Annotated in this window: 17 protein-coding genes; 8 read left to right on the top strand and 9 right to left on the bottom strand. The window is 74.4% G+C overall.

The genetic code is table 11. The features are described from left to right. Positions 1–211 precede the first annotated feature (211 nt). From ACW69E_RS05280 to ACW69E_RS05270, 3 genes are all read right to left on the bottom strand, one after another. Entirely contained in the window at positions 212–712 is a 501-nt protein-coding gene (locus tag ACW69E_RS05280) for a hypothetical protein (RefSeq protein WP_457496991.1), read from the bottom strand. A 183-nt stretch (positions 713–895) separates the two neighbouring features. Next, positions 896–3,430 (bottom strand): outer membrane protein assembly factor BamB family protein, encoded by a 2,535-nt coding sequence (locus tag ACW69E_RS05275; RefSeq protein ID WP_457496990.1) that lies wholly within the window; start codon positions 3,428–3,430, stop codon positions 896–898. 205 nt (positions 3,431–3,635) lie between these two features. Beyond that, a complete protein-coding gene (locus ACW69E_RS05270) occupies positions 3,636–4,508 on the bottom strand; it encodes a VOC family protein (RefSeq protein ID WP_457496989.1) in 873 nt (290 codons plus the stop codon). A gap of 129 nt (positions 4,509–4,637) precedes the next feature. Here ACW69E_RS05270 and ACW69E_RS05265 point away from each other — a divergent pair, with 129 nt between their 5' ends. Further along, positions 4,638–5,285 carry a TetR family transcriptional regulator gene (locus ACW69E_RS05265; RefSeq protein ID WP_457496988.1) on the top strand — a complete coding sequence of 216 codons (648 nt, stop codon included), beginning with the start codon at positions 4,638–4,640 and terminating at the stop codon, positions 5,283–5,285. Positions 5,286–5,542: 257 nt separating this feature from the next. On the opposite strand, the gene ACW69E_RS05260 is transcribed toward ACW69E_RS05265, so the two are convergent. Both ACW69E_RS05260 and ACW69E_RS05255 read right to left on the bottom strand, forming a co-directional pair. Next, positions 5,543–6,862, bottom strand: coding sequence for a S8 family peptidase (locus tag ACW69E_RS05260; RefSeq protein WP_457496987.1), 1,320 nt, complete (start codon positions 6,860–6,862; stop codon positions 5,543–5,545). Between the two features lie 168 nt (positions 6,863–7,030). Then, complete coding sequence (locus ACW69E_RS05255; RefSeq protein WP_457496986.1) at positions 7,031–8,080, bottom strand: LuxR family transcriptional regulator; 1,050 nt, start codon at positions 8,078–8,080, stop codon at positions 7,031–7,033. Between the two features lie 427 nt (positions 8,081–8,507). On the opposite strand from ACW69E_RS05255, the gene ACW69E_RS05250 reads away from it, so the two are divergent. From ACW69E_RS05250 to ACW69E_RS05240, 3 genes are all read left to right on the top strand, one after another. Continuing rightward, the gene (locus ACW69E_RS05250; protein ID WP_457496985.1) at positions 8,508–9,050 is read left to right on the top strand and encodes a GNAT family N-acetyltransferase; all 543 of its coding nucleotides are present in this window, start codon (positions 8,508–8,510) and stop codon (positions 9,048–9,050) included. A 105-nt stretch (positions 9,051–9,155) separates the two neighbouring features. Further along, a complete protein-coding gene (locus tag ACW69E_RS05245) occupies positions 9,156–10,298 on the top strand; it encodes a flavin-containing monooxygenase (RefSeq protein WP_457497002.1) in 1,143 nt (380 codons plus the stop codon). Positions 10,299–10,305: 7 nt separating this feature from the next. Then, a complete protein-coding gene (locus ACW69E_RS05240) occupies positions 10,306–10,824 on the top strand; it encodes an NUDIX hydrolase (protein ID WP_457496984.1) in 519 nt (172 codons plus the stop codon). On the opposite strand, the gene ACW69E_RS05235 is transcribed toward ACW69E_RS05240, so the two are convergent. After that, complete coding sequence (locus ACW69E_RS05235; protein ID WP_457497001.1) at positions 10,814–12,049, bottom strand: MFS transporter; 1,236 nt, start codon at positions 12,047–12,049, stop codon at positions 10,814–10,816. The two genes, ACW69E_RS05240 and ACW69E_RS05235, sit on opposite strands and share 11 nt — an antisense overlap. A gap of 166 nt (positions 12,050–12,215) precedes the next feature. Between ACW69E_RS05235 and ACW69E_RS05230 the strand changes: the two genes are divergently transcribed. Continuing rightward, positions 12,216–13,235 carry a GlxA family transcriptional regulator gene (locus ACW69E_RS05230; RefSeq protein ID WP_457496983.1) on the top strand — a complete coding sequence of 340 codons (1,020 nt, stop codon included), beginning with the start codon at positions 12,216–12,218 and terminating at the stop codon, positions 13,233–13,235. A 48-nt stretch (positions 13,236–13,283) separates the two neighbouring features. Here the strand turns inward: ACW69E_RS05230 and ACW69E_RS05225 are convergent, their stop codons facing one another. Next, a complete protein-coding gene (locus tag ACW69E_RS05225; protein WP_457496982.1) occupies positions 13,284–13,805 on the bottom strand; it encodes an ATP-binding protein in 522 nt (173 codons plus the stop codon). A gap of 324 nt (positions 13,806–14,129) precedes the next feature. Here ACW69E_RS05225 and ACW69E_RS05220 point away from each other — a divergent pair, with 324 nt between their 5' ends. Then, complete coding sequence (locus tag ACW69E_RS05220) at positions 14,130–14,648, top strand: hypothetical protein (protein WP_457496981.1); 519 nt, start codon at positions 14,130–14,132, stop codon at positions 14,646–14,648. On the opposite strand, the gene ACW69E_RS05215 is transcribed toward ACW69E_RS05220, so the two are convergent. Continuing rightward, entirely contained in the window at positions 14,638–15,012 is a 375-nt protein-coding gene (locus ACW69E_RS05215; RefSeq protein WP_457496980.1) for an STAS domain-containing protein, read from the bottom strand. The two genes, ACW69E_RS05220 and ACW69E_RS05215, sit on opposite strands and share 11 nt — an antisense overlap. 334 nt (positions 15,013–15,346) lie before the next feature. Here ACW69E_RS05215 and ACW69E_RS05210 point away from each other — a divergent pair, with 334 nt between their 5' ends. Both ACW69E_RS05210 and ACW69E_RS05205 read left to right on the top strand, forming a co-directional pair. After that, positions 15,347–15,910, top strand: a complete 564-nt coding sequence (locus tag ACW69E_RS05210; RefSeq protein WP_457496979.1) for an RNA polymerase sigma factor — start codon at positions 15,347–15,349, stop codon at positions 15,908–15,910. Next, positions 15,907–17,097 carry a zf-HC2 domain-containing protein gene (locus tag ACW69E_RS05205; protein WP_457496978.1) on the top strand — a complete coding sequence of 397 codons (1,191 nt, stop codon included), beginning with the start codon at positions 15,907–15,909 and terminating at the stop codon, positions 17,095–17,097. The genes ACW69E_RS05210 and ACW69E_RS05205 overlap by 4 nt, the downstream gene beginning before the upstream one ends. Positions 17,098–17,163: 66 nt before the next feature. On the opposite strand, the gene purU is transcribed toward ACW69E_RS05205, so the two are convergent. Further along, positions 17,164–18,048, bottom strand: a complete 885-nt coding sequence (gene purU / locus ACW69E_RS05200) for a formyltetrahydrofolate deformylase (RefSeq protein WP_457496977.1) — start codon at positions 18,046–18,048, stop codon at positions 17,164–17,166. Positions 18,049–18,109: the final 61 nt, after the last annotated feature.

Below are 18,109 nucleotides of genomic sequence, written 5' to 3'. Positions count from 1 at the left end.
GGCCGGGGGGGCGGCCGGGGCGGCGTGGGGGGGGGGGGGGGGGGGGGGGGGCCCGGGCCCCCCCCCCCCCCCCGACTCGTTGACGGGGCCTCACGTTCCGCTCTCCCGTACGGGAGTGCCCTGTCCGGAGTGCGCCGATACGCGTGTCGTGCCCATGCCATTTTGAGACCGGGACACGGCCTCCGCCGGGGCTCTCCGCGCCCGGACCGGTTCAGCCGATCACGGAGGCGCGGCAGTCGTCCGCGGCCCCCACCATGGCCGGGTCCCTCGGCTTCACCTCGACGCGCTTGGTCTGGTTCCTCCCCACGCTGACGCGCCGGGAGGAGACGTCGAGTGTGTCCCCGAAGTCGTCCACCAGATACACGTAGACGGTGTAGGTGCCGGCGTCGCCGTCGGAGAGTTCGACCACCGTCCCCTTCCCGCTCCTGGCGCACGAGATGATCTCGGCGTCCGGCTCGTCCTTGCGGGACGAGGAACCGGAGGAACCGGAGGAGCTGCTGCCGGCCGTCGTACTCCGGTAGCCGCTGTAGCTCGACCGGCTGCTGGAGCCGTCCTTGCCGCAGCCGCCGCCTCCGCCGCTCTTGCTGCTGCTCCCCCGGCCTCCGCCGCCCTTGCCGCCGCCACTCCGGGCCTGACTGAAACCGGACAGGGCCAGCGTCACGACGGTGACGACGGCTATCAGCTTGAGATGGCGCTTCACAGAGCGCTTCATGTCGCGTTCTCCCCCGGTGGCCGCTCGGCGCGCGTACGCACCCGCTGCTGGTTTTCGGACTTTCTACCAGGGTTCACGCAGGGAACGGCCAACGGGGTTCCCGCGCAAGGCTGTTCGCCCGGAAACCGGGCCGGGCGGAACAGCGCGGAACGCGGGAACGGGGGGCGGGAACCGGGAGACAGGTCAGGCGCGGGCCTGTCCCGTCCCCTTGGCCGCGTCCAGCGCGTACACGCAGCGGTCCCGGCTGCACGCGAAGACCACGCCGCCCGAGACCACCGGCGATCCGGTGATCTCGCCTTCCGTCGCGAGCTTCCAGCGCAGCCGGCCCCCGACGGCGTCCAGCGTGTACAGGCAGTGGTCCGCCGAGCCGAAGTGGACCCGGCCGTCCGCCGACACCGGGGCGCCGGTGATCTCGCCGCCCGTCGCGAAGCGCCAGCGGGGGGTGCCGCTGACCGCGTCCAGCGTGTAGAGCGCGCTGCCGCTGCCCAGGTGGACCAGCCCGTCGGCCACTACCACCGGCTCGGCCGACTGGCGGGACTCGGTGGCGATCCGCCAGCGGTCGTGACCGTTGGCGGCGTCCAGCGCGTACACCGTGCCCAGGTAGTCGGCCAGGTAGACGCCGCCGCCCGCGATCGCCGCGCCCGGCGCGAAGGCCGGCGGGCACAGGAACGCGGCGGGCGCGTCGAAGCGCCACCGCTCCGCTCCGGTGGCCGCGTCCAGTGCGAAGACGCGCGAGCCGGCGCTGACGTACACCGCGCCGTCGTCGGCGGGCAGCAGCCGCACCGGGACGCCGCCGGTGGCCGAGGAGTCGCCGACCGGGTACGACCACTGCTCGGCGCCGGTGCGCGCCTCCAGGGCGTACAGCCGCCCGTCGCCCCAGACGTAGACCGAGCCGCCCCTCGTCACCGGGCCGGCCTCGTCGGTCTCGAAGTCGGTCTGCGCGCCGGACAGCTCCCACAGCCGCTCGCCGCTGGCCGCGTCCCACGCCTGTACGCCGCCGCCCCGGGTGCCGGTGACGACCGTGCCGCGGTCGGCGCGCAGCGCGTACACCCAGCCGTCGGCCGCCAGACGCCAGACGTCGGAGCCGTCGCGGGCGTTCAGGGCGTACAGACTCGGGCCGTCGGAGGCGTGGACCCGGCCGTTGCTCACGGCCATCGACCACGCCACCTCGCGGGTCTTGAACTGCCGCCGCCCCGTCGCCACGTCCAGCGCGTGGACCTCGAAGGAGGTGACGTACAGCAGGCCGTCGGCGACGACCGGGGTGCCCCACACGTCGTTCGACATCCGGAAGCGCCACGGCCGCCAGCGCGGCGGAGCGGCGGCCTCGTCCCCCGCAGGACCGTTCGCGGCGCCGCCGGAGGGGCTGTGGGGGGAGGTCTGGGAGGGGGTGCGCGGCGGGGGGTGGGCCGCGGTGGCTCCGGGGGTGCCGGTGCCGTCCGCACCGGCGCCGTCCGGCGCGCGCAGCACCCAGGACGTCGGGGCGCTCACCTCGGTGACGCGCGCCCGGGGCCGCCGGGGGCCGGGGCCGATGGGCAGCGGTGCGCCCGGCAGCAGTACGGAGCCGCCGTCCGCCGGAGGGTGCGGGGGCGGCGGGACGGGGGCGTGCGGGGGCTGCTGCACCGGAGGCGGCGGCACCGGGGGCGCGGCCACGGACGCGGCGTGCGCTCCCCCGCTCCGCGGGTCGGCGGCCGGGGGCCGCCACCCGGCGCCGGGTCCGGCCGCCTGTGCCTGGGCGGAGGCCTGGGCCGGTGCGTGGGCGGCCGCGGGCGCCTGCTCCGGCGCCCGGTGCCCGGGCCGGGAGGCCGGCTTCGCGGGCCGCACCCGTCCGCCGCGGTGCCGCTCGATCAGCGCCACCGCGCCGGCCGGCAGCCAGGCGGAGGCGGTGCCGCTGTCGTCGCCGCCGGAGGAGAACAGGTGCGGGGCGAGCTGTGCCTGGAGGTCGGCGGGGGTGGGCCGCTGGTCGGGCTCGGTGCGCATGCAGGACTCGATGAGCGGTCTGAGCTCCTCGGGCAGGCCCTCCAGGTCCGGGCCCTCGCGCAGCAGCATGAAGACGGTCTCGACGGGGTTGGCCCCGTGGAAGGGCGGATGGCCGGTTGCGGCGAAGACCAGGGTCGAGCCGAGGGAGAAGACATCGCTGGCGCCCGTGACGCTGCGCGAGTCCCTGGCCTGCTCGGGTGACATGTAGGAGGGGGTGCCGACGGCGACGTTGGTCATCGTCAGCCGGGTGTTGGACACCCCGGAGGCGATTCCGAAGTCGATCACCCGCGGGCCGTCCTCGACCACCAGCACGTTGGAGGGCTTCAGATCGCGGTGGACCAGGCCCGCCCCGTGGATGGACTGGAGCGCCTCGGCGACGCCGGCGGCCAGCCAGCGCACGGCCTGCGCCGGGAGCGGCCCGCACTCGTTGACTATCTCCTCCAGGGACGGCGCGGGCACGTACGCGGTCGCCAGCCACGGCACCGCGGCGCGCGGGTCGGCGTCCACGACGGCGGCGGTGTAGAAGCCGCTGACCGCGCGGGCCGCCTCCACCTCCCGGGTGAAGCGGACGCGGAAGAGCTGGTCCTCGGCGAGCTCGGTGCGCACCGTCTTGATCGCCACCCGGCGCCCGGAGGCCGAACGGGCGAGGTAGACCAGCCCCATGCCCCCGGCGCCCAGCCGTCCGAGCACCTCGAACGGGCCGATACGCCGCGGATCGTGCTGCGTCAGCTGCTCCACCACTTGCCTGCCACCTCCCCGTCGGGGTCGACGATCGCCGCCCCGTGCAGCCTTCCACCGCCGTACCGGTCCCGCGGTCCGACAGCGATTCTTCCTGGCGGAGCCCCCGGTTGCGAACCCGGGGGCGGTGAGTCGCCCATTCCCCGGCCGGTGGGCTCCGGACGGGGCCGGTCCTGCGGACGGGCCGGTCCGCGCCGCCGGTCCGGGCTCAGAGCGCGGCGGAGGTGTCCAGGACCCCGAAGCGCGCGCCCTGGTTGTCGGCGAGGACGGCGTAGCGGCCGAAGGGCGTGTCCTGCGGGCCGTCGACCGTACGGCCGCCCAGGCGCACGGTCGTGCGGACGGCCGCGTCGCAGTCGGCGACCGCGAAGTGGACGAGGAAGTGGGCGGGCATCTCCACCGGGTACGTCTCGTCGATCATCGTACGGCTGCCGACGGCGTGCTCGTCGTCGGCAGGCTCCCCGCGCGGGGCCCAGACCATGATGTCGGCAGCCTCCCCCGCGCTCTCGTCACCGGCCGGATACATGACGTAGCCGAAGACCTCCCGGTAGAAGGCGTCCACCGGTTCCCTCTCCCGGGTGCACACCTCCGTCCACACGTACGAGCCGGGTTCGCGCACCGCCTCGAAGCCCGTCAGCGCCTCCGGCTGCCACAGGCCGAAGACCGCGCCGCCCGGATCGACGGCGGTGGCCGCCACCCCTTCCGGGCCGACCGCCTCGGGCTCGGTGACGAGCTGCCCGCCCGCGGCGCGGATGCGCCGGGCGGTCGCCGAGGCGTCGGGGGTGGCGAGGTAGACCGTCCACACCGTCGGCAGCCGGCCGTCCGGCTTGCGGACGAGCGAGGCGACCCGCCGGCCGCCGAGCAGCGCGACCGTGCGGGAGCCCCGTCCGGGCCGGTCCTCGGGCCGGTCGGGCCGGTCCTCGGGCCGGTCGGGCCGGTCCTCGGGCCGGTCGGGCCGTGCCGGGTCGCCGAAGGTCCAGCCGAACAGCTCGCCGTAGAAGCGTTTGCCCGCCTCCAGGTCGGGGAGCATCGCGTCGGTCCAGCAGGGTGTGCCCTCGGCGAAGGCGCCTTCGACAGCGACCATCTCCCGCTCCTTCCGCACCGTTGCGTACCGACAGGCGAACGTTATCCGCGTATCACCTCTCTTGCAGTAGATCACCCCATTTGGGGTCGGTCGAATCGCGGCCTGATCATCCCTCGGTAAGCTGACGACATGACAGGACAAGTACGAACTGTTGACGGTCGGGTGGCCGGGCGCCGAGGCCAGGCGACGCGGCAGAAGCTGCTCACCTGCCTCGACGAAATGCTCAGCTCGTCGCCCTACCGCGACGTCAGGGTGATCGACGTCGCCCGGCGCGCGGGCACCTCCCCCGCGACCTTCTACCAGTACTTCCCGGACGTGGAGGGCGCCGTCCTGGAGCTGGCCGAGGAGATGTCGAAGGAGAGCTCCTCGCTGAGCGAGCTGGCCACCGACCGCACGTGGACCGGCAAGGCCGGATGGCGGACGGCGGAGGAGGTGGTGGACGGACTCCTCTCCTTCTGGCGGGAGAACGACGCGATCCTGCGGGTGGTCGACCTGGGCGCGGCGGAGGGGGACAAACGTTTCTCCAAGATCCGCTCGAAGGTCCTCGGCGGGATCACCGGCCCGCTGGCCGACTCCATCGGGAAGCTCCAGTCCAAGGGCAAGGCGGACCCCGACATCAGCCCGGCGGCCGTCGCGGGCTCGCTGGTCTCGATGCTCACCTCGGTGGCCGGTCAGCAGAAGGCCGCGCAGAGCTGGGGCGCCAAGAAGTCCGATCTGAAGCCGAGCCTCGCCTACCTGCTCTACCTGGGCGTCACGGGCCGCAAGCCCAGCCGGTAGGCGTCCGGGCCACCCGCTCTCCGCGCGCCTGCGTCCGGCTCCGCCCGGTCCCGGTCCTCTCCTGCCCGGCCCCGCGCCCGTTCCGCGCCCGTCCCGTTCCTGTCCGTGCCCGGCTCCCCGGGCGGCCGGCCCCTGTCACCGGCCGCCCGGGGAGCCTTCTTCATGTCGGGCATCGGGGCCGCCGGGCGCCTCCGGGTGCTCCGGGTGCCCGGCGGCGCCCGGAGGCGCCCGGAGGCGCCCGGAGGCGCCCGGAGGCGTCAGAAGCGGCTGTAGAGGAGCCGGTTCGGCGAGCCCTCCCCCGGCCCCGTCACCCGGCCGGCGCTGGAGGCGTCCAGCAGCGCCCGGGTCACCGCCGCGGGCGTGGCGTCCGGGTTCTTCGAGACGTGCAGCGCCGCCGCGCCCGCCACGTGCGGCGCCGACATCGACGTACCGCTCATCGTCCGCTCCTCGGTCCGCGAGCCGATCCCGGCCGACGGGATGGAGGCACCGGGCGCGAACACGTCCACGCAGCCGCCGTGGTTGGACCAGCTGGGCCTGGAGTCGTCCCGCGCCGTCGCGGCCACCGTGATCACCGACGGCTCGCGGGCGGGCGACTGGGTGCACGCGTCGGTGGCCTTGTTGCCCGCCGAGACCACGACGGTGATCCCCGCCGCGACCATCTTCCGCACCGCCGCGTCCTTGGCGTCGCTCGCGGAGCCGCCGATGCTCACATTGGCGACCGCGGGCCCGGTGGCGTTCCTCGCGACCCAGTCGTAGCCGGCCAGCACGCCCTCGGTGGTGCCCGAGTTCTGGCAGTTGAGCACCTTCACGGCGACCAGCTTCACGTCCTTGGCCACGCCGTAGGTCTCACCGCCCACGATCCCCGCCACATGCGTGCCGTGCCCGTGGCAGTCGGAGGCCGTCCGGTTCCCGTCCACGAAGTTGTAGCCGTAGGAGGCGCGCCCGCCGAAGTCCTCGTGGGCGATGTTGATGCCGGAGTCCACGACGTAGGCGGTGACGTTCGGCGCCGTGGCACCGTAGCCGTAGCTCGCGTCGAGCGGCAGGTCGCGCTGGTCGATGCGGTCCAGGCCCCAGCCCGGGTCCGTCTGCAGCAGGGTGCCGCTCACAGCCGGCCCTTCCGACGGGCCCGGCGTCCGGGGCCGGTCCGGCGCCTGCGGCAGGACGTCGCCGCGCTCGACGCGGTTGGCCTCGACGTACGCCACCGAGGGGTCGGCGGCCAGACGCCGCGCCTGCTTCTCGGTGGCCTTCAGCGAGAAGCCCTTGAGGGCCGAGGAGTAGGTGCGCTCCGCCTTGCCGCCGAAGGCGCCGGTCAGCTTCTCGGCGCGGTCGCGTACGCCTCCCGCCGTCATCGGCCCGCGGGCCCGGTCTCCGGATTCCTTCAGCACCACGATGTACTCGCCGTCCAGCGCGCCGGGCGCGTCCGCGCCCCGGACCTCGCCCAGGGGAGCGGGCTCCGGGCCGGGGGAGGCGGCCGAGGCCGCCGCGGCGGTGGTGCCCGTCAGGACGAGCGCCGCCAGGGCGGCGCCGACGGCTATCCGGGGTCTTCTGGCCTTCTTCAAGGTGTGTTCTCTCTTCACTGGGGGGTGCTTGTGCGTTGGCGCTTGTGCGTTGGAGAGTGCTCACGGTTCTAGCCGATGGGGCGTCACCCCCGGGGCACCGGGGGTGCCGTGGCACGGCCGTGCCCCGGTGCGCCTCCGCGCCGGGCCGGCCGTGTGTGTGCCGGCCGGGGCGCATGCCGCCGGGGCTCACAGCCAGCCCCGCCGCTGTGCCTGGAGGGCGAGCTGGAAGCGGCTGCCCGCGCCGGCCTGCGCCATCAGCAGTTCCATGCGGCGGAAGAACGTGCGGCGGCTGACGCCCAGTTCGCGGATGATCTGGCTGTCGGGCACACCCGCGACCAGCATCGCCAGGATGCGGCGCTCGGCCGGGCCGGGCCTGGCGCCGCCCGGCGCGGCCACCCCGCTGTCGGGGTGGACGGGCAGTGCCCGGTCCCAGTACGCCTCGAACAGCGCCCGCAGCGCGGCGAGTAACGCGCTGGGCCGCACCACGAGCATGCTGCGGCTGACGTCCACGTCCGCGATGGACATCGAGACGAAGCCGACGCGGTCGTCCACCACCATCAGCTTCGCCGGCAGCCCGGACACCACCCTGGCCTCCTCGCCCGCGTCCACGCACGGCTGGACGTTCTCGGTGAGGTAGCCGGGGCGGGCGAGCGACTCCCGGGTGTACACCACCCGGTAGCGCACCCCGCGGCGCAACTGCCCGACCTCCTCCTTGGTGCCGCGCTCGGTGTCCCAGAAGTACGGCGGCGAGTCGAACCGCAGCACCTCGCGCCGCGCTCCGCCCAGCGCCTCGCCCAGCACCCGCTCGATGTCGCCGCCGGTCACCTCCTCGGCGACCGAACCGCCCACGGCCGACGGCGTACGACGGCGGTAGCGCTCGTAGGCGCGTGCGATCGCCAGGCGGGCCTCCTCCAGCCGCAGCGTCTCGCGCCGGGAGAGCAACTCCAGTGCGGACGCGGGCGGTACGGGCACCAGCCCGCCGGCGGGGTCCTGAGCGCCGCGCCCGTCGCCGTCCTCTCCGCGCCCGTCCCCCTCGCCGGCGGGCACCTCCGTCACCAGGCCGAGCGCGAGCAGCGCGCGCCGCGCCCCGGGGGAGGCCGGGGGCGCCGGGTGGCCCGTCAGCAGTGCCACGTACAGGGCGACGGCCCCGCCGTCCACACCGAGCGCGGACAGATGGGCCGCCAGGGTGTCGGGGCCCGGCTCCCGCACCGGTGCCCCGTCTCCGTCGCGCCTCACGCTGCGGCACCTTAGTGCCGCTGTCCCTCAGGTGTCACCGGCCGTCCGCGCACCGGTGTACAAAGTCTGCGTACGCCGCTCGCCGACCGGTCCGCGACTCCGGCCGCCGGGCGGGGTGGTGCCCGCTTCCGTGGCGATGACCACGGCCCGGCGCCCGGGAAGGTCCCCCCGGGCGCCGTACAGCGCACGGAGGCAGGGCGGCGGTCTCCGGGTATCCGGACTCCGGGGCGCGGATCCCGCGTCCTGGGGCCCGGACACACGGGGCGAACCGGTGAGGGGTGCGATCGGCGATGCCTCCCCGCATCGCGCCGGGGGCCGCCGGGACACGGCGTCCCGGCAGCCCCCGGCTCCCTCCCCGCCGCTCCGTCCCCGTTCCCTTCGCACACCTCCCGGATTGGCGGGCCCCCCGCCGGAGCAGGATCGGAGTGTGACGACGACGAGCGCGAGGACGTGCGGGGAGCAGTTCGCGGTGGTGCGGCTGCCGGAGTTCACCGGGGCCGACCGGGGGGAGGTCTGCGGGGGTGTCCCCGATCCCTACGAGATCGAGGGGCTGGTCATGGCGTGGCGGCCCAAGCGGGAGCACTTCGGCATCCGGCGGGAGGGCCGTCTGGTCGCGCACGCGGGTCTGGTGACCGTGCCGGTCTCCGTCGCGGGCCGGCGTACCGAGGCGGTGGGCCTGGGCGGTGTGATCGTCGCCCCCGGACTGCGCGGACAGGGCCTGGCCCGGGCGGTCGTCACCGCGGCGATGGACCACGCGCGCGGCATGGGTCCCGACACCGGCCTGCTGTTCTGCTGGCCGGAGCGGATGCCGGTCTACGAGGCGCTGGGCTGGCGGGAGTTGGAGGAGCACGTCCGCGTCGACCAGCCCGATGGGCCGGTGACCATGCCGATGCGCACCATGTGGACGCCGCTGCGCGAGGGCGCCGGCTGGCCGCCCGGCCCGGTGCACCTGCTGTCGCTGCCGTTCTAGGTTTCCCCGTCCCGGGCCTGGGAAGCCGGGCCCCGGGTGCCGTCCCGGCGTGCGGAGGCCGGGCGCCCGGGGGAGGAAGCGGGGCATAGACTCATGGGCATGCACATGTCCGACGACAGCAGACCAGTGCACATCATCGGGGGAGGACCCGGCGGGCTGGCCACCGCCGCCGCGCTCAAGGAACGCGGCATACGGTCCGTCGTGCTGGAGAGGTCCGACTCCGTCGGGGCCTCCTGGCGCGGCCACTACGACCGGCTGCGGCTGCACACCACGCGCCGCCGGTCCGCGCTGCCCGGCATGCCGATCCCGCGCTCGTACGGGCGCTGGGTGCGCCGGGACGATCTGGTGCGCTACCTGGAGGAGTACGCGCTCCACCACCGGCTGGAGATCGCCGCGGGCGTGGAGGTCAACCGCGTCGACCGGGCCGACGACGGAAGCTGGATACTGCGGGCCAACGGCGGCCGGGAACTGGCCGCACCGGTGGTCGTGGTGGCCACCGGGCACAACCACACCCCGCGCGTGCCCGACTGGCCCGGGCGCGACTCGTTCGAGGGCGAACTGCTGCACGCCCGCTCCTACCGCGACGCCCGACCGTACGAGGGTCAGGACGTGCTGGTCGTCGGCACCGGCAACACCGGCACCGAGATAGCCCTGGACCTGGCCGAGGGCGGCGCGGCGCGGGTGCGGCTCGCGGTGCGCACCCCGCCCCACATCGTCCGCCGCTCCACCCTGGGCTGGCCCGCACAGGCCACCGGCATCGCGGTGCGGCGGCTGCCGGTGCGCGTGGTGGACTCCATGGCCCGGGGGCTGGCGAAGGTCTCCCTGCCGGACCTGTCCGCGCACGGTCTGCCGCGCCCCGGGGCCGGGCTGTACACCCGGGTGCGGCAGGGCGCGATCCCCGTGCAGGACACGGGTTTCGTCAAGGCGGTGCGCCAGGGGCGGATAGAGCCGGTGGCGGCGGTGGAGTCCTTCGACGGGGCCCGGGTCACCCTCGCCGACGGCAGCACCGTCACCCCGGACGCCGTCATAGCGGCCACCGGCTACCGGCGCGGGCTGGAGGAGATGGTGGGCCACCTCGGTGTGCTGGACGAGCGCGGGCTGCCCCGCGCCCGCGGCCCCCGTACGCTGCCGACCGCCGCGGGCCTGTACTTCACCGGCTACACCAACCCCATCAGCGGCATGCTGCGCGAACTGGCCATCGACGCACGGAAGATCGCCCGCTCCGTCGCCCGCACGACGACCGGATGACGACCGGATGACGAGCCGCCCGGCGGACGGGCCTGCGGGCCCTGTGCCGGACCCGGTCGCGTGCCCGCCCGCCGCGCGGGTCGTCTGCCTGGACGCCGCCGACCGCGTCCTCCTGCTGAAGTGGCGCGACCCGTACGACGGTTCGCGGCTCTGGGAGCCGCCCGGCGGCGGCATCGAGCCCGGTGAGACGCCGCTGGAGGCGGCACGGCGCGAACTGGCCGAGGAGACCGGGCTGGACCCCGCCGCGGTCCTGGACCGGCCGGTGCCCGTCGATCGCGACGTGCGGTGGAAGGGACGGCGGTACTCCGGCACAGAACTGTTCTTCCCCGCCCGCTTCTGCTGCGAGCGGCCGGCGGTGTCACGGGGCGGCCTGCTCCATCACGAGCGCGCCTCGCTGGAGGGGTGCGCCTGGATACCGTGGCCGGACCTGGGCTCGCCGCCCGGCCGGGTCGAGCCGCCGCACCTGCTCTCCGTACTGGCGGCCCTGCTGCCGGACGGCCCCTGGAGCGAGCGGTTCACCCCGTGACCGCCGCCGGGCGCCGGCGGATCACCAGGGCCATCAGCGCCGCCACCGCGCACAGCGCGCCCGAGGCGATCCACACAAGGTCGTACGAGCCGAAGGCGTCGCGGGCCATGCCTCCGACGAAGGCGACGAGTCCGGCGCCGACCTGGTGGGAGGCGAGTACCCAGCCGAAGACGATCGCCCCGTCCGCGCCGTAGTGCTCACGGCACAGGGCGATGGTGGGCGGGACGGTGGCCACCCAGTCCAGGCCGTAGAAGACGATGAAGAAGACCATCGGCGGCCGGACGTCCGGGGCCATCAGCAGCGGCAGCACAAGCAGCGAGAGGCCGCGCAGCGCGTAGTAGACGGCCAGCAGCCGGCGGGAGTCGAAGCGGTCGGTGAGCCAGCCGGAGAAGATCGTGCCCACGATGTCGAAGACGCCGATCACGGCGAGCAGCGAGGCGGCGGCCGTGACCGGCATGCCGTGGTCGTGGGCCGCGGGCACGAAATGGGTCCTGATCAGCCCGTTGGTGGAGGCGCCGCAGATGGCGAAGGTGCCCGCGAGCAGCCAGAACGGGCCGGTGCGCGCCGCGTCGAGCAGGGCTCGTACCGCTCGGGCGGCGGCGCCCGGCACGGGCACGGGCTTCGGCACGAACTCCGTCGCGCCGTAGGGCGGCAGACCCACGTCGGCGGGGTGGTCACGCATCAGGAGCCAGACGAACGGCACGACCGCCAGCGCCGCCAGTGCGACGGTCAGCGCGGCGGGACGCCAGTCATGGCGGGCGACGATCCAGGACAGCAGCGGCAGGAAGACGAGCTGACCGGAGGCCCCGGCGGCGGTGAGGAGGCCGGTGACCAGACCACGGCGGGCGGCGAACCACCGGTTGGCGACGGTCGCGGAGAACGCCAGCGCCATCGAGCCGCTGCCCAGACCGACGATCACACCCCAGGTCAGTGTGAACTGCCAGGGCTCGGTCATGAACACCGCCGAACCCGCCCCGGCCGCGATCAGGGCGAGCGCGCAGGCCACGACGCGGCGGATGCCGAAGCGGTCCATCAGGGCGGCGGCGAAGGGCGCGATCAGCCCGTACAGCGCGAGATTGACGGAGATCGCGAAGCCGATCGTGCCGCGCGACCAGCCGAACTCCGTGTGCAGGGGGTCTATCAGCAGGCCGGGCAGGGAGGCGAAGGCCGCCGCGCCGACGATGGTCACGAAGGCGACCGCGGCCACGTACCAGGCGCGGTGCACACGCGGGGCGCGACGGGCCGGGGGCGCGGGAGCGGGAGCGGAAGGACTCGGGACGCCCGCCGGGCCGTCCGGGCTCTCCGCTCCGCCGGCGGGCAGGGTGCGGGGTCTCTGGGTCACGCCACCACCCTGGCCTCCGGACCGGAACGGAACGAGTGGCCCGAAGGACATGGTGTGCAAGGATCGGGCCATGCACCCCGCCGTCTTCCGCCATCCGGAACGCCACCGGGTCGCCGTCCTCGTCCGTCACGGCCTGCTGCCCATAGAGCTGGGCATCCCGCACCGGATCATGGGCAAGGCGCTGTCGGCCGCCGGCGAGCCGCTGTACGAGGTGGTCACCTGCGCACCGGAGCCCGGGCGGGTCCGCACCGACGCCGACTTCACGGTCACCGTCGAGTACGGCCCCGAGGCGCTTGCCGAGGCCGACACCGTGATCGTCCCGGCCGCCCACGAAGAGGATCCGGCCTACACCGAGGGCCGTTCGGAACCCGCCGTGGCCGAGGCCCTCGCCCGTATCCGGCCCGGTGCCCGCACCGCCTCGATCTGCACCGGGGCCTTCGCGCTGGCGGCGGCCGGGCTGCTCGACGGACGGCCGGCGACGACGCACTGGGCGTCGTGCGAGCGCCTGAGGCGGATGTATCCGGCGGTGCGGGTGGACCCGGACGTGCTGTACGTGGACGACGGCGACGTGCTGACCTCGGCCGGCGTCGCCTCCGGCATCGACCTCTGCCTGCACATGGTGCGCCTCGACCACGGCTCGGCGGTGGCCAACGACGTGGCCCGCCGCACCGTCGTGCCGCCGCACCGCGACGGCGGCCAGGCCCAGTACGTGCGGCGACCCGTCCCGGAGCCGCGGATCCGTGACACCGGAACGGCCCGCGCCTGGGCGCTGAACAACCTGGAGCGGCCCATCTCACTGAAGGAGCTGGCCGACCTGGAGGCGACGAGCGTGCGGACCTTCACCCGCCGCTTCCGCGAGGAGGTCGGGATGAGCCCTCTGCGGTGGCTCCCCCGGCAGCGGGTCGAGCGCGCCCGGCATCTGCTGGAGAGCAGCGACCTGCCGGTGGAGCGGGTGGCCGTGGAGGCCGGCTTCGGTACGGCGGCCTCACTGCGCCTGCACTTCCAGGCGGCGCTGGGCGTCTCGCCGGGCACGTACCGCCGCACCTTCCGTACGACGGAGGGCCGTTGACGCGCGGGAGACCAAAACCGGGGCGGTCCGAGCCGAAACGATCCGGTGTCAGGTGCGGACCGGCTGGGCGCGGGGGTTGTCGTAGGAGCCGTGCGGGGCGGTACGGGTCCCGGCCCTCCCGGTGTCCCCGGTGTCGCGTGCGTCCGCGTTCTCGGCCGCCGCGCCGCTGTCGCGGTCCAGTTCACACCAGATGCGCTTGCCCGTGCCCTCCTGGAGCCAGCCCCAGCGGTCGGCGAGCCCGACCACCAGTTCCAGACCGCGTCCGCCGGTGGCGTCGCCCTCGACCGGCCGCCGCCGCGGGGGGCTGCTGGAGGTGTCGGCGACCTCGATCCGCACGGTCCCTCCCCCTGTCACGAGGCGCCCGGAGAGGAGCATGCGCAGCACCGCGGGGCGCCCGGTGTGGACGACGGCGTTGGTCACCAGTTCCGAGACCAGCAGCACCAGTGTCTCCACCAGGGACTCGTCCGGCTCCAGGCCGAAACCGGCCAGTCTCGACCGGGCCCATCTGCGGGCTCTGCCCACCTCCTTGGGATCGCTTCCGACCTCCAGCTGCACCTGAAGCATCTGCACCCTTCACACCGTCCATGGCCCGGGTCCGCACGGCCCCACACCGACGCGAGGCCACTGTCCGTTCCCCCGGTGTCGCACAGAGTGCTGTAACCGGCGCCGCGGCAACAAGCGCTTCGGGCATATTCCGGCGCAAAGGAGTAGTGACACCGCATACTGTGCGACGCCCCGGCCGGGGAGTCGAACATCCGAGCCCGGCGGGCGGAACGCGCTCCGGCGCGCGACCGTACGCCGCGGTGCGCCACCGGATGAGCCGGGGTGCGACCGGAAGTGCCCGTACTCGCCAACTCCCCTTCCGCTGAACGCTTTTCTTGATCGACTTGGAGCATGGAAGCGATAGCGGCACTCATCGCCGTCCTCGGCACCCTGTTGGGTTCGGGCATCACCTACGCGTTCCAGCGCCGGACGACCGCGTACGGCGAGGAGCCGGCGCGCCGGGAGCGGCTGCGGCAGGAGAGGATCGACGCGTGCTGCCTGTACGCCGGGGCCCTGCACAACTACCGGCGGATGCTGGTGCACCGGTGGTTCGCGGAGCACGAGAGGCCCGGCGAGGAGGACATGCCCGCCCTGCTGCGGGAGGTCCACCGGCTGCGCTCGGAGGCCCACGAGTCGCTTTTCCGCGTGCAACTCCTGACTCGCTCACCGGACTTGGAGGAGGTCGCGCGGGCCGCCCTGGAGGCGGTGACCGCTCTGCACGGCAAGGAGCTGGACCGCCGGGGCCTGGACGCCCTGCGGGCCTCCTCGAAACAGGCCATCGAGGGCTTCGTCACCGCGGCGGCGCCCTACGTGGGCGAGCCCGCGGAGGCGGGCGCCGCACCGGCGCGGCGGGGAGAGGTCAGGCGCTGAGCGGGCTGGCGGCCTCGTCCGCCGCCGCGTCGAGGTCCGGGTAGCAGTCGAAGAGCCTGCGCACTCCGAGCGCGGCGAGGACCCGGTTGACGTGGGAGCCGTCCACCGCGCCCTGGGCGGGGAGGATCAGCCGGAGGCGGCCGGCGCACGAGCGCATCAGCCGGCGCGAGGCTATGAGGACGCCGACGCCGCTGGAGTCGCAGAACAGCACCTGCGACAGGTCCAGTACGAGGCTGCGGCGGCCGTCGGCCACGGCGTCGTGCACATGCTGGCGGACCACGGGGGAGGTGACGAGATCCAGCTCACCCGACACCCGCAGCACGGCCCACTCCCCCCGGTCCTCCCCGATCACCTTCAACGACACGTGCTCGCAGTCCCTTCATCCGCCGACACCGACCGGAACGTTCTCTCCCCGCCATTCCCCCTCGCCGATCACCCCTGCCGGACACCGTCACGACACCCGCAGACCTCGAGCCTATGCCGAATCAGGTCTCCGTCTCTCCCAACTTCCGGTCACACCCGCGTAACACCCCACCGGATCCGGACAGGACCGAACCGTACCGATCAGCACGAAGGCGCACAAAGTGACCGGATGACGACCATGCGCAACCGTGTGGAGGAGCACACTGCCGCAAAGGGAGGCGTCCTGTCAGCTTCTGCCATTACATTCGAGATGAGCAGCAGGCTGGGGGTGGAGGATGCCGAACGAGACGCCCGACGGGGCGACCGGCACGACACGTCCGCACCAGGACCACGCGATACGGCGGCGGCTGGTGCGGGGCGAGCAGTCCGCGCTGGCCGAGCTGTACGACGGGCACGCGTCCGTGGTGCGCGGCCTGGCCCACCGCTTCCTGGACGACGAGGACGCCGCGGACCGCGTCGCGGCGGAGGTCTTCGCCGAGGTCTGGGCCGATCCCGGGGCGTACGAGCCGGAGCGCGGCTCGCTGCGCTCGTGGCTGACCGAACTCACCCGGAGGCGGGCGCTGCGGCACCTGGAGGAGAGCTCCCTGGACCCGGATGCGCGGGCCCGGCTGGAGGAGCGGATCCGCGCCGCGTCCGCCGCCGCCCGCGCCGACCACATGGTCACCGCCATGCCCGGCTCGCTGCGGACGGTCCTGGAGCTGGCGTACGTGGGGCGCCGGGACTACCGCGAGGCCGCCGCGGAGCTGGGCGTCAGCGAGGACGAGACGCGGCGGCGGCTGAGACTGGGGCTGCAACTGCTCTCCGCGGCCGCCGGAAACGGGGCGGAGAAGGCGTCGTGAGTCCCGCCGGGGACCGGGAGACCGGGCTGGAGGCCGGGTTGAAGGCCGGGCCGGAGACCGAAGGGGCGGCCGGGCCGGAGGCCGCGGGGGACGGCGGCGCGTTCGACGAGGAGCACCTCGCGCTGAAGTCCCTGCTGGGCGCGTGGGCCCTGGCGGTCTGCTCCGCCGAGGAGACCGCGGCCGTCGAGGCGCACCTGCCCCGCTGCCCGCCCTGCGCCGGGGAGGCGCGGCGGCTGCGGGACGCCGTGGGGCTGATGCACCGCGAGGAGAGCCTGGACCCGGACCCGCTGCTGCGCTCGCGGGTGCTGGACGAGTGCCTGCGCCGGCGTCCGGCCCGCACACCGCTGCCGGAGTGGGTGGCCCCGTACGACGCGGAGACCGCGCGGCTCGACGCGCTGCTGCGCGACATGGGCGAGGCGGAGTGGAACACCCCGGTCCGGCTGCGCTGGGCGACCGGCGAGCGCACCCTGACGCTGTGCGGGGTGCTCGCCCACCTCGGTTCGGTGGACGGCCTGGTGGCCACCGCCCTCGGGCTGGACGACCCGCTCGGCCCCGGCGCTCCGCGCACCGTGGGCGACCGAACGGAGACGGCGGTCGAGCGGTGCCGCGCGCACGGGCCGCCGTTCGTGCGGAACAAGTGGCGCACCCAGACCCGGAACATCGTGCGCGCCGCAGCCCTGCGCGCCCATGACGCCGGCCTGCCGGTGGACTTCACCGAGTTCCGGCGCCCGCTGCGCGACGCGCTGGCCGGGCGGGCCTTCGCCTGCTGGATCCACGCGGAGGACATCGCCGCGGCGGTCGACTACCCGTACGGGCCGCCCGCGCCCGAACACCTGGCCCGCATGGTCGACTTCATCGCCCGGCGCCTCCCCGAGGCCGTCGCGGCGCGGCGCCGCGCCGGGCTGGCCGCCCCGCCGCGCCGGCTGACGGCGGCGGGCGCGCCGGGCCGCACCCTCCATCTGGAGATCGGGGGCCGGGGCGGCGGCGACTGGTACGTCCCCCTGGACTCCCCCGCCGCCCTCGCCTCCCCGGAGCACACGGTGGCCCGTCTCGTTCTGGAGGACGCGGAGTTCTGCCGGCTGGCCGCGGGCCACGTGCCGCCGCGGGAGGCGGCGGCGGGCCGGGAGGGCGACGAAGAGGCCGTCGGTGAGGTCCTGTGGGCCGTGGCCACGCTCTCGCGTATGTGACCGCGCCCGGGCCGTACCCCGGCCGCCGTACCCCGGCCGTGTGCGCCGGGGGCGAGGCGGGGCCCGTCAGTCGAAGACGACCGTGCGGTGGCCGTTGAGCAGTACGCGGTGCTCGCTGTGCCACTTCACCGCGCGGGCCAGCGCCTGGCACTCCACGTCCCGGCCGACCGCCACGAGCTGCTCGGGGGTGAGCTCGTGCCCGACGCGCTCCACCTCCTGCTCGATGATCGGGCCCTCGTCCAGCTCGGCGGTGACGTAGTGCGCCGTGGCCCCGATCAGCTTCACACCGCGCGCGTGGGCCTGGTGGTAGGGCTTGGCGCCCTTGAAGCTCGGCAGGAAGGAGTGGTGGATGTTGATGATCCGGCCCGACAGCTCCTTGCACAGGTCGTCCGAGATCACCTGCATGTAGCGGGCCAGCACCACCAGCTCCACGCCCTCCTCGCGGACGATCTCCAGCAGCCGCGCCTCCGCCTGCGGCTTGGTCTCCCTGGTGACCGGGATGTGGTGGAAGGGGATGTTGTAGGAGGAGACCAGCTCCTCGAAGTCGGTGTGGTTGGAGACCACCGCCACGATCTCGATCGGCAGCGCGCCGATGCGCGTGCGGAACAGCAGGTCGTTCAGGCAGTGCCCGAACCTGCTGACCATGAGGACGACCCGCATCCGCTCGTCGGCGCGGTGGATCTGCCAGTCCATCTGGAAGGAGTCGCCCACCGCGGCGAAGCTCGCCCGCAGTTTCTCCACGGTCACCGGGGCCTCCGCGCTGAAGTGCACCCGCATGAAGAACAGCCCGGTGTCGTGGTCCCCGAACTGCCGGCTGTCCTCGATGTTGCAGCCGGTCATGAACAGGTAACTGGAGACGGCGTGCACGATGCCCTTTTTGTCCGGACACGACAGCGTCAGGACGTACTGCTCGGGCTTCTCGGGCACTGCGGTGGGCTGCGGCTGGCTCATGTGCACAAGCCTGGCATATCCCGGCCGGACGCCGTGGCCGGTCCCGCAGTGCGAGAACGCG

The organism is Streptomyces sp. SS8 (assembly GCF_054072955.1).
Note: the sequence above shows the minus strand (reverse complement) of the source record. Positions and strands in the feature narration are given on the sequence as shown.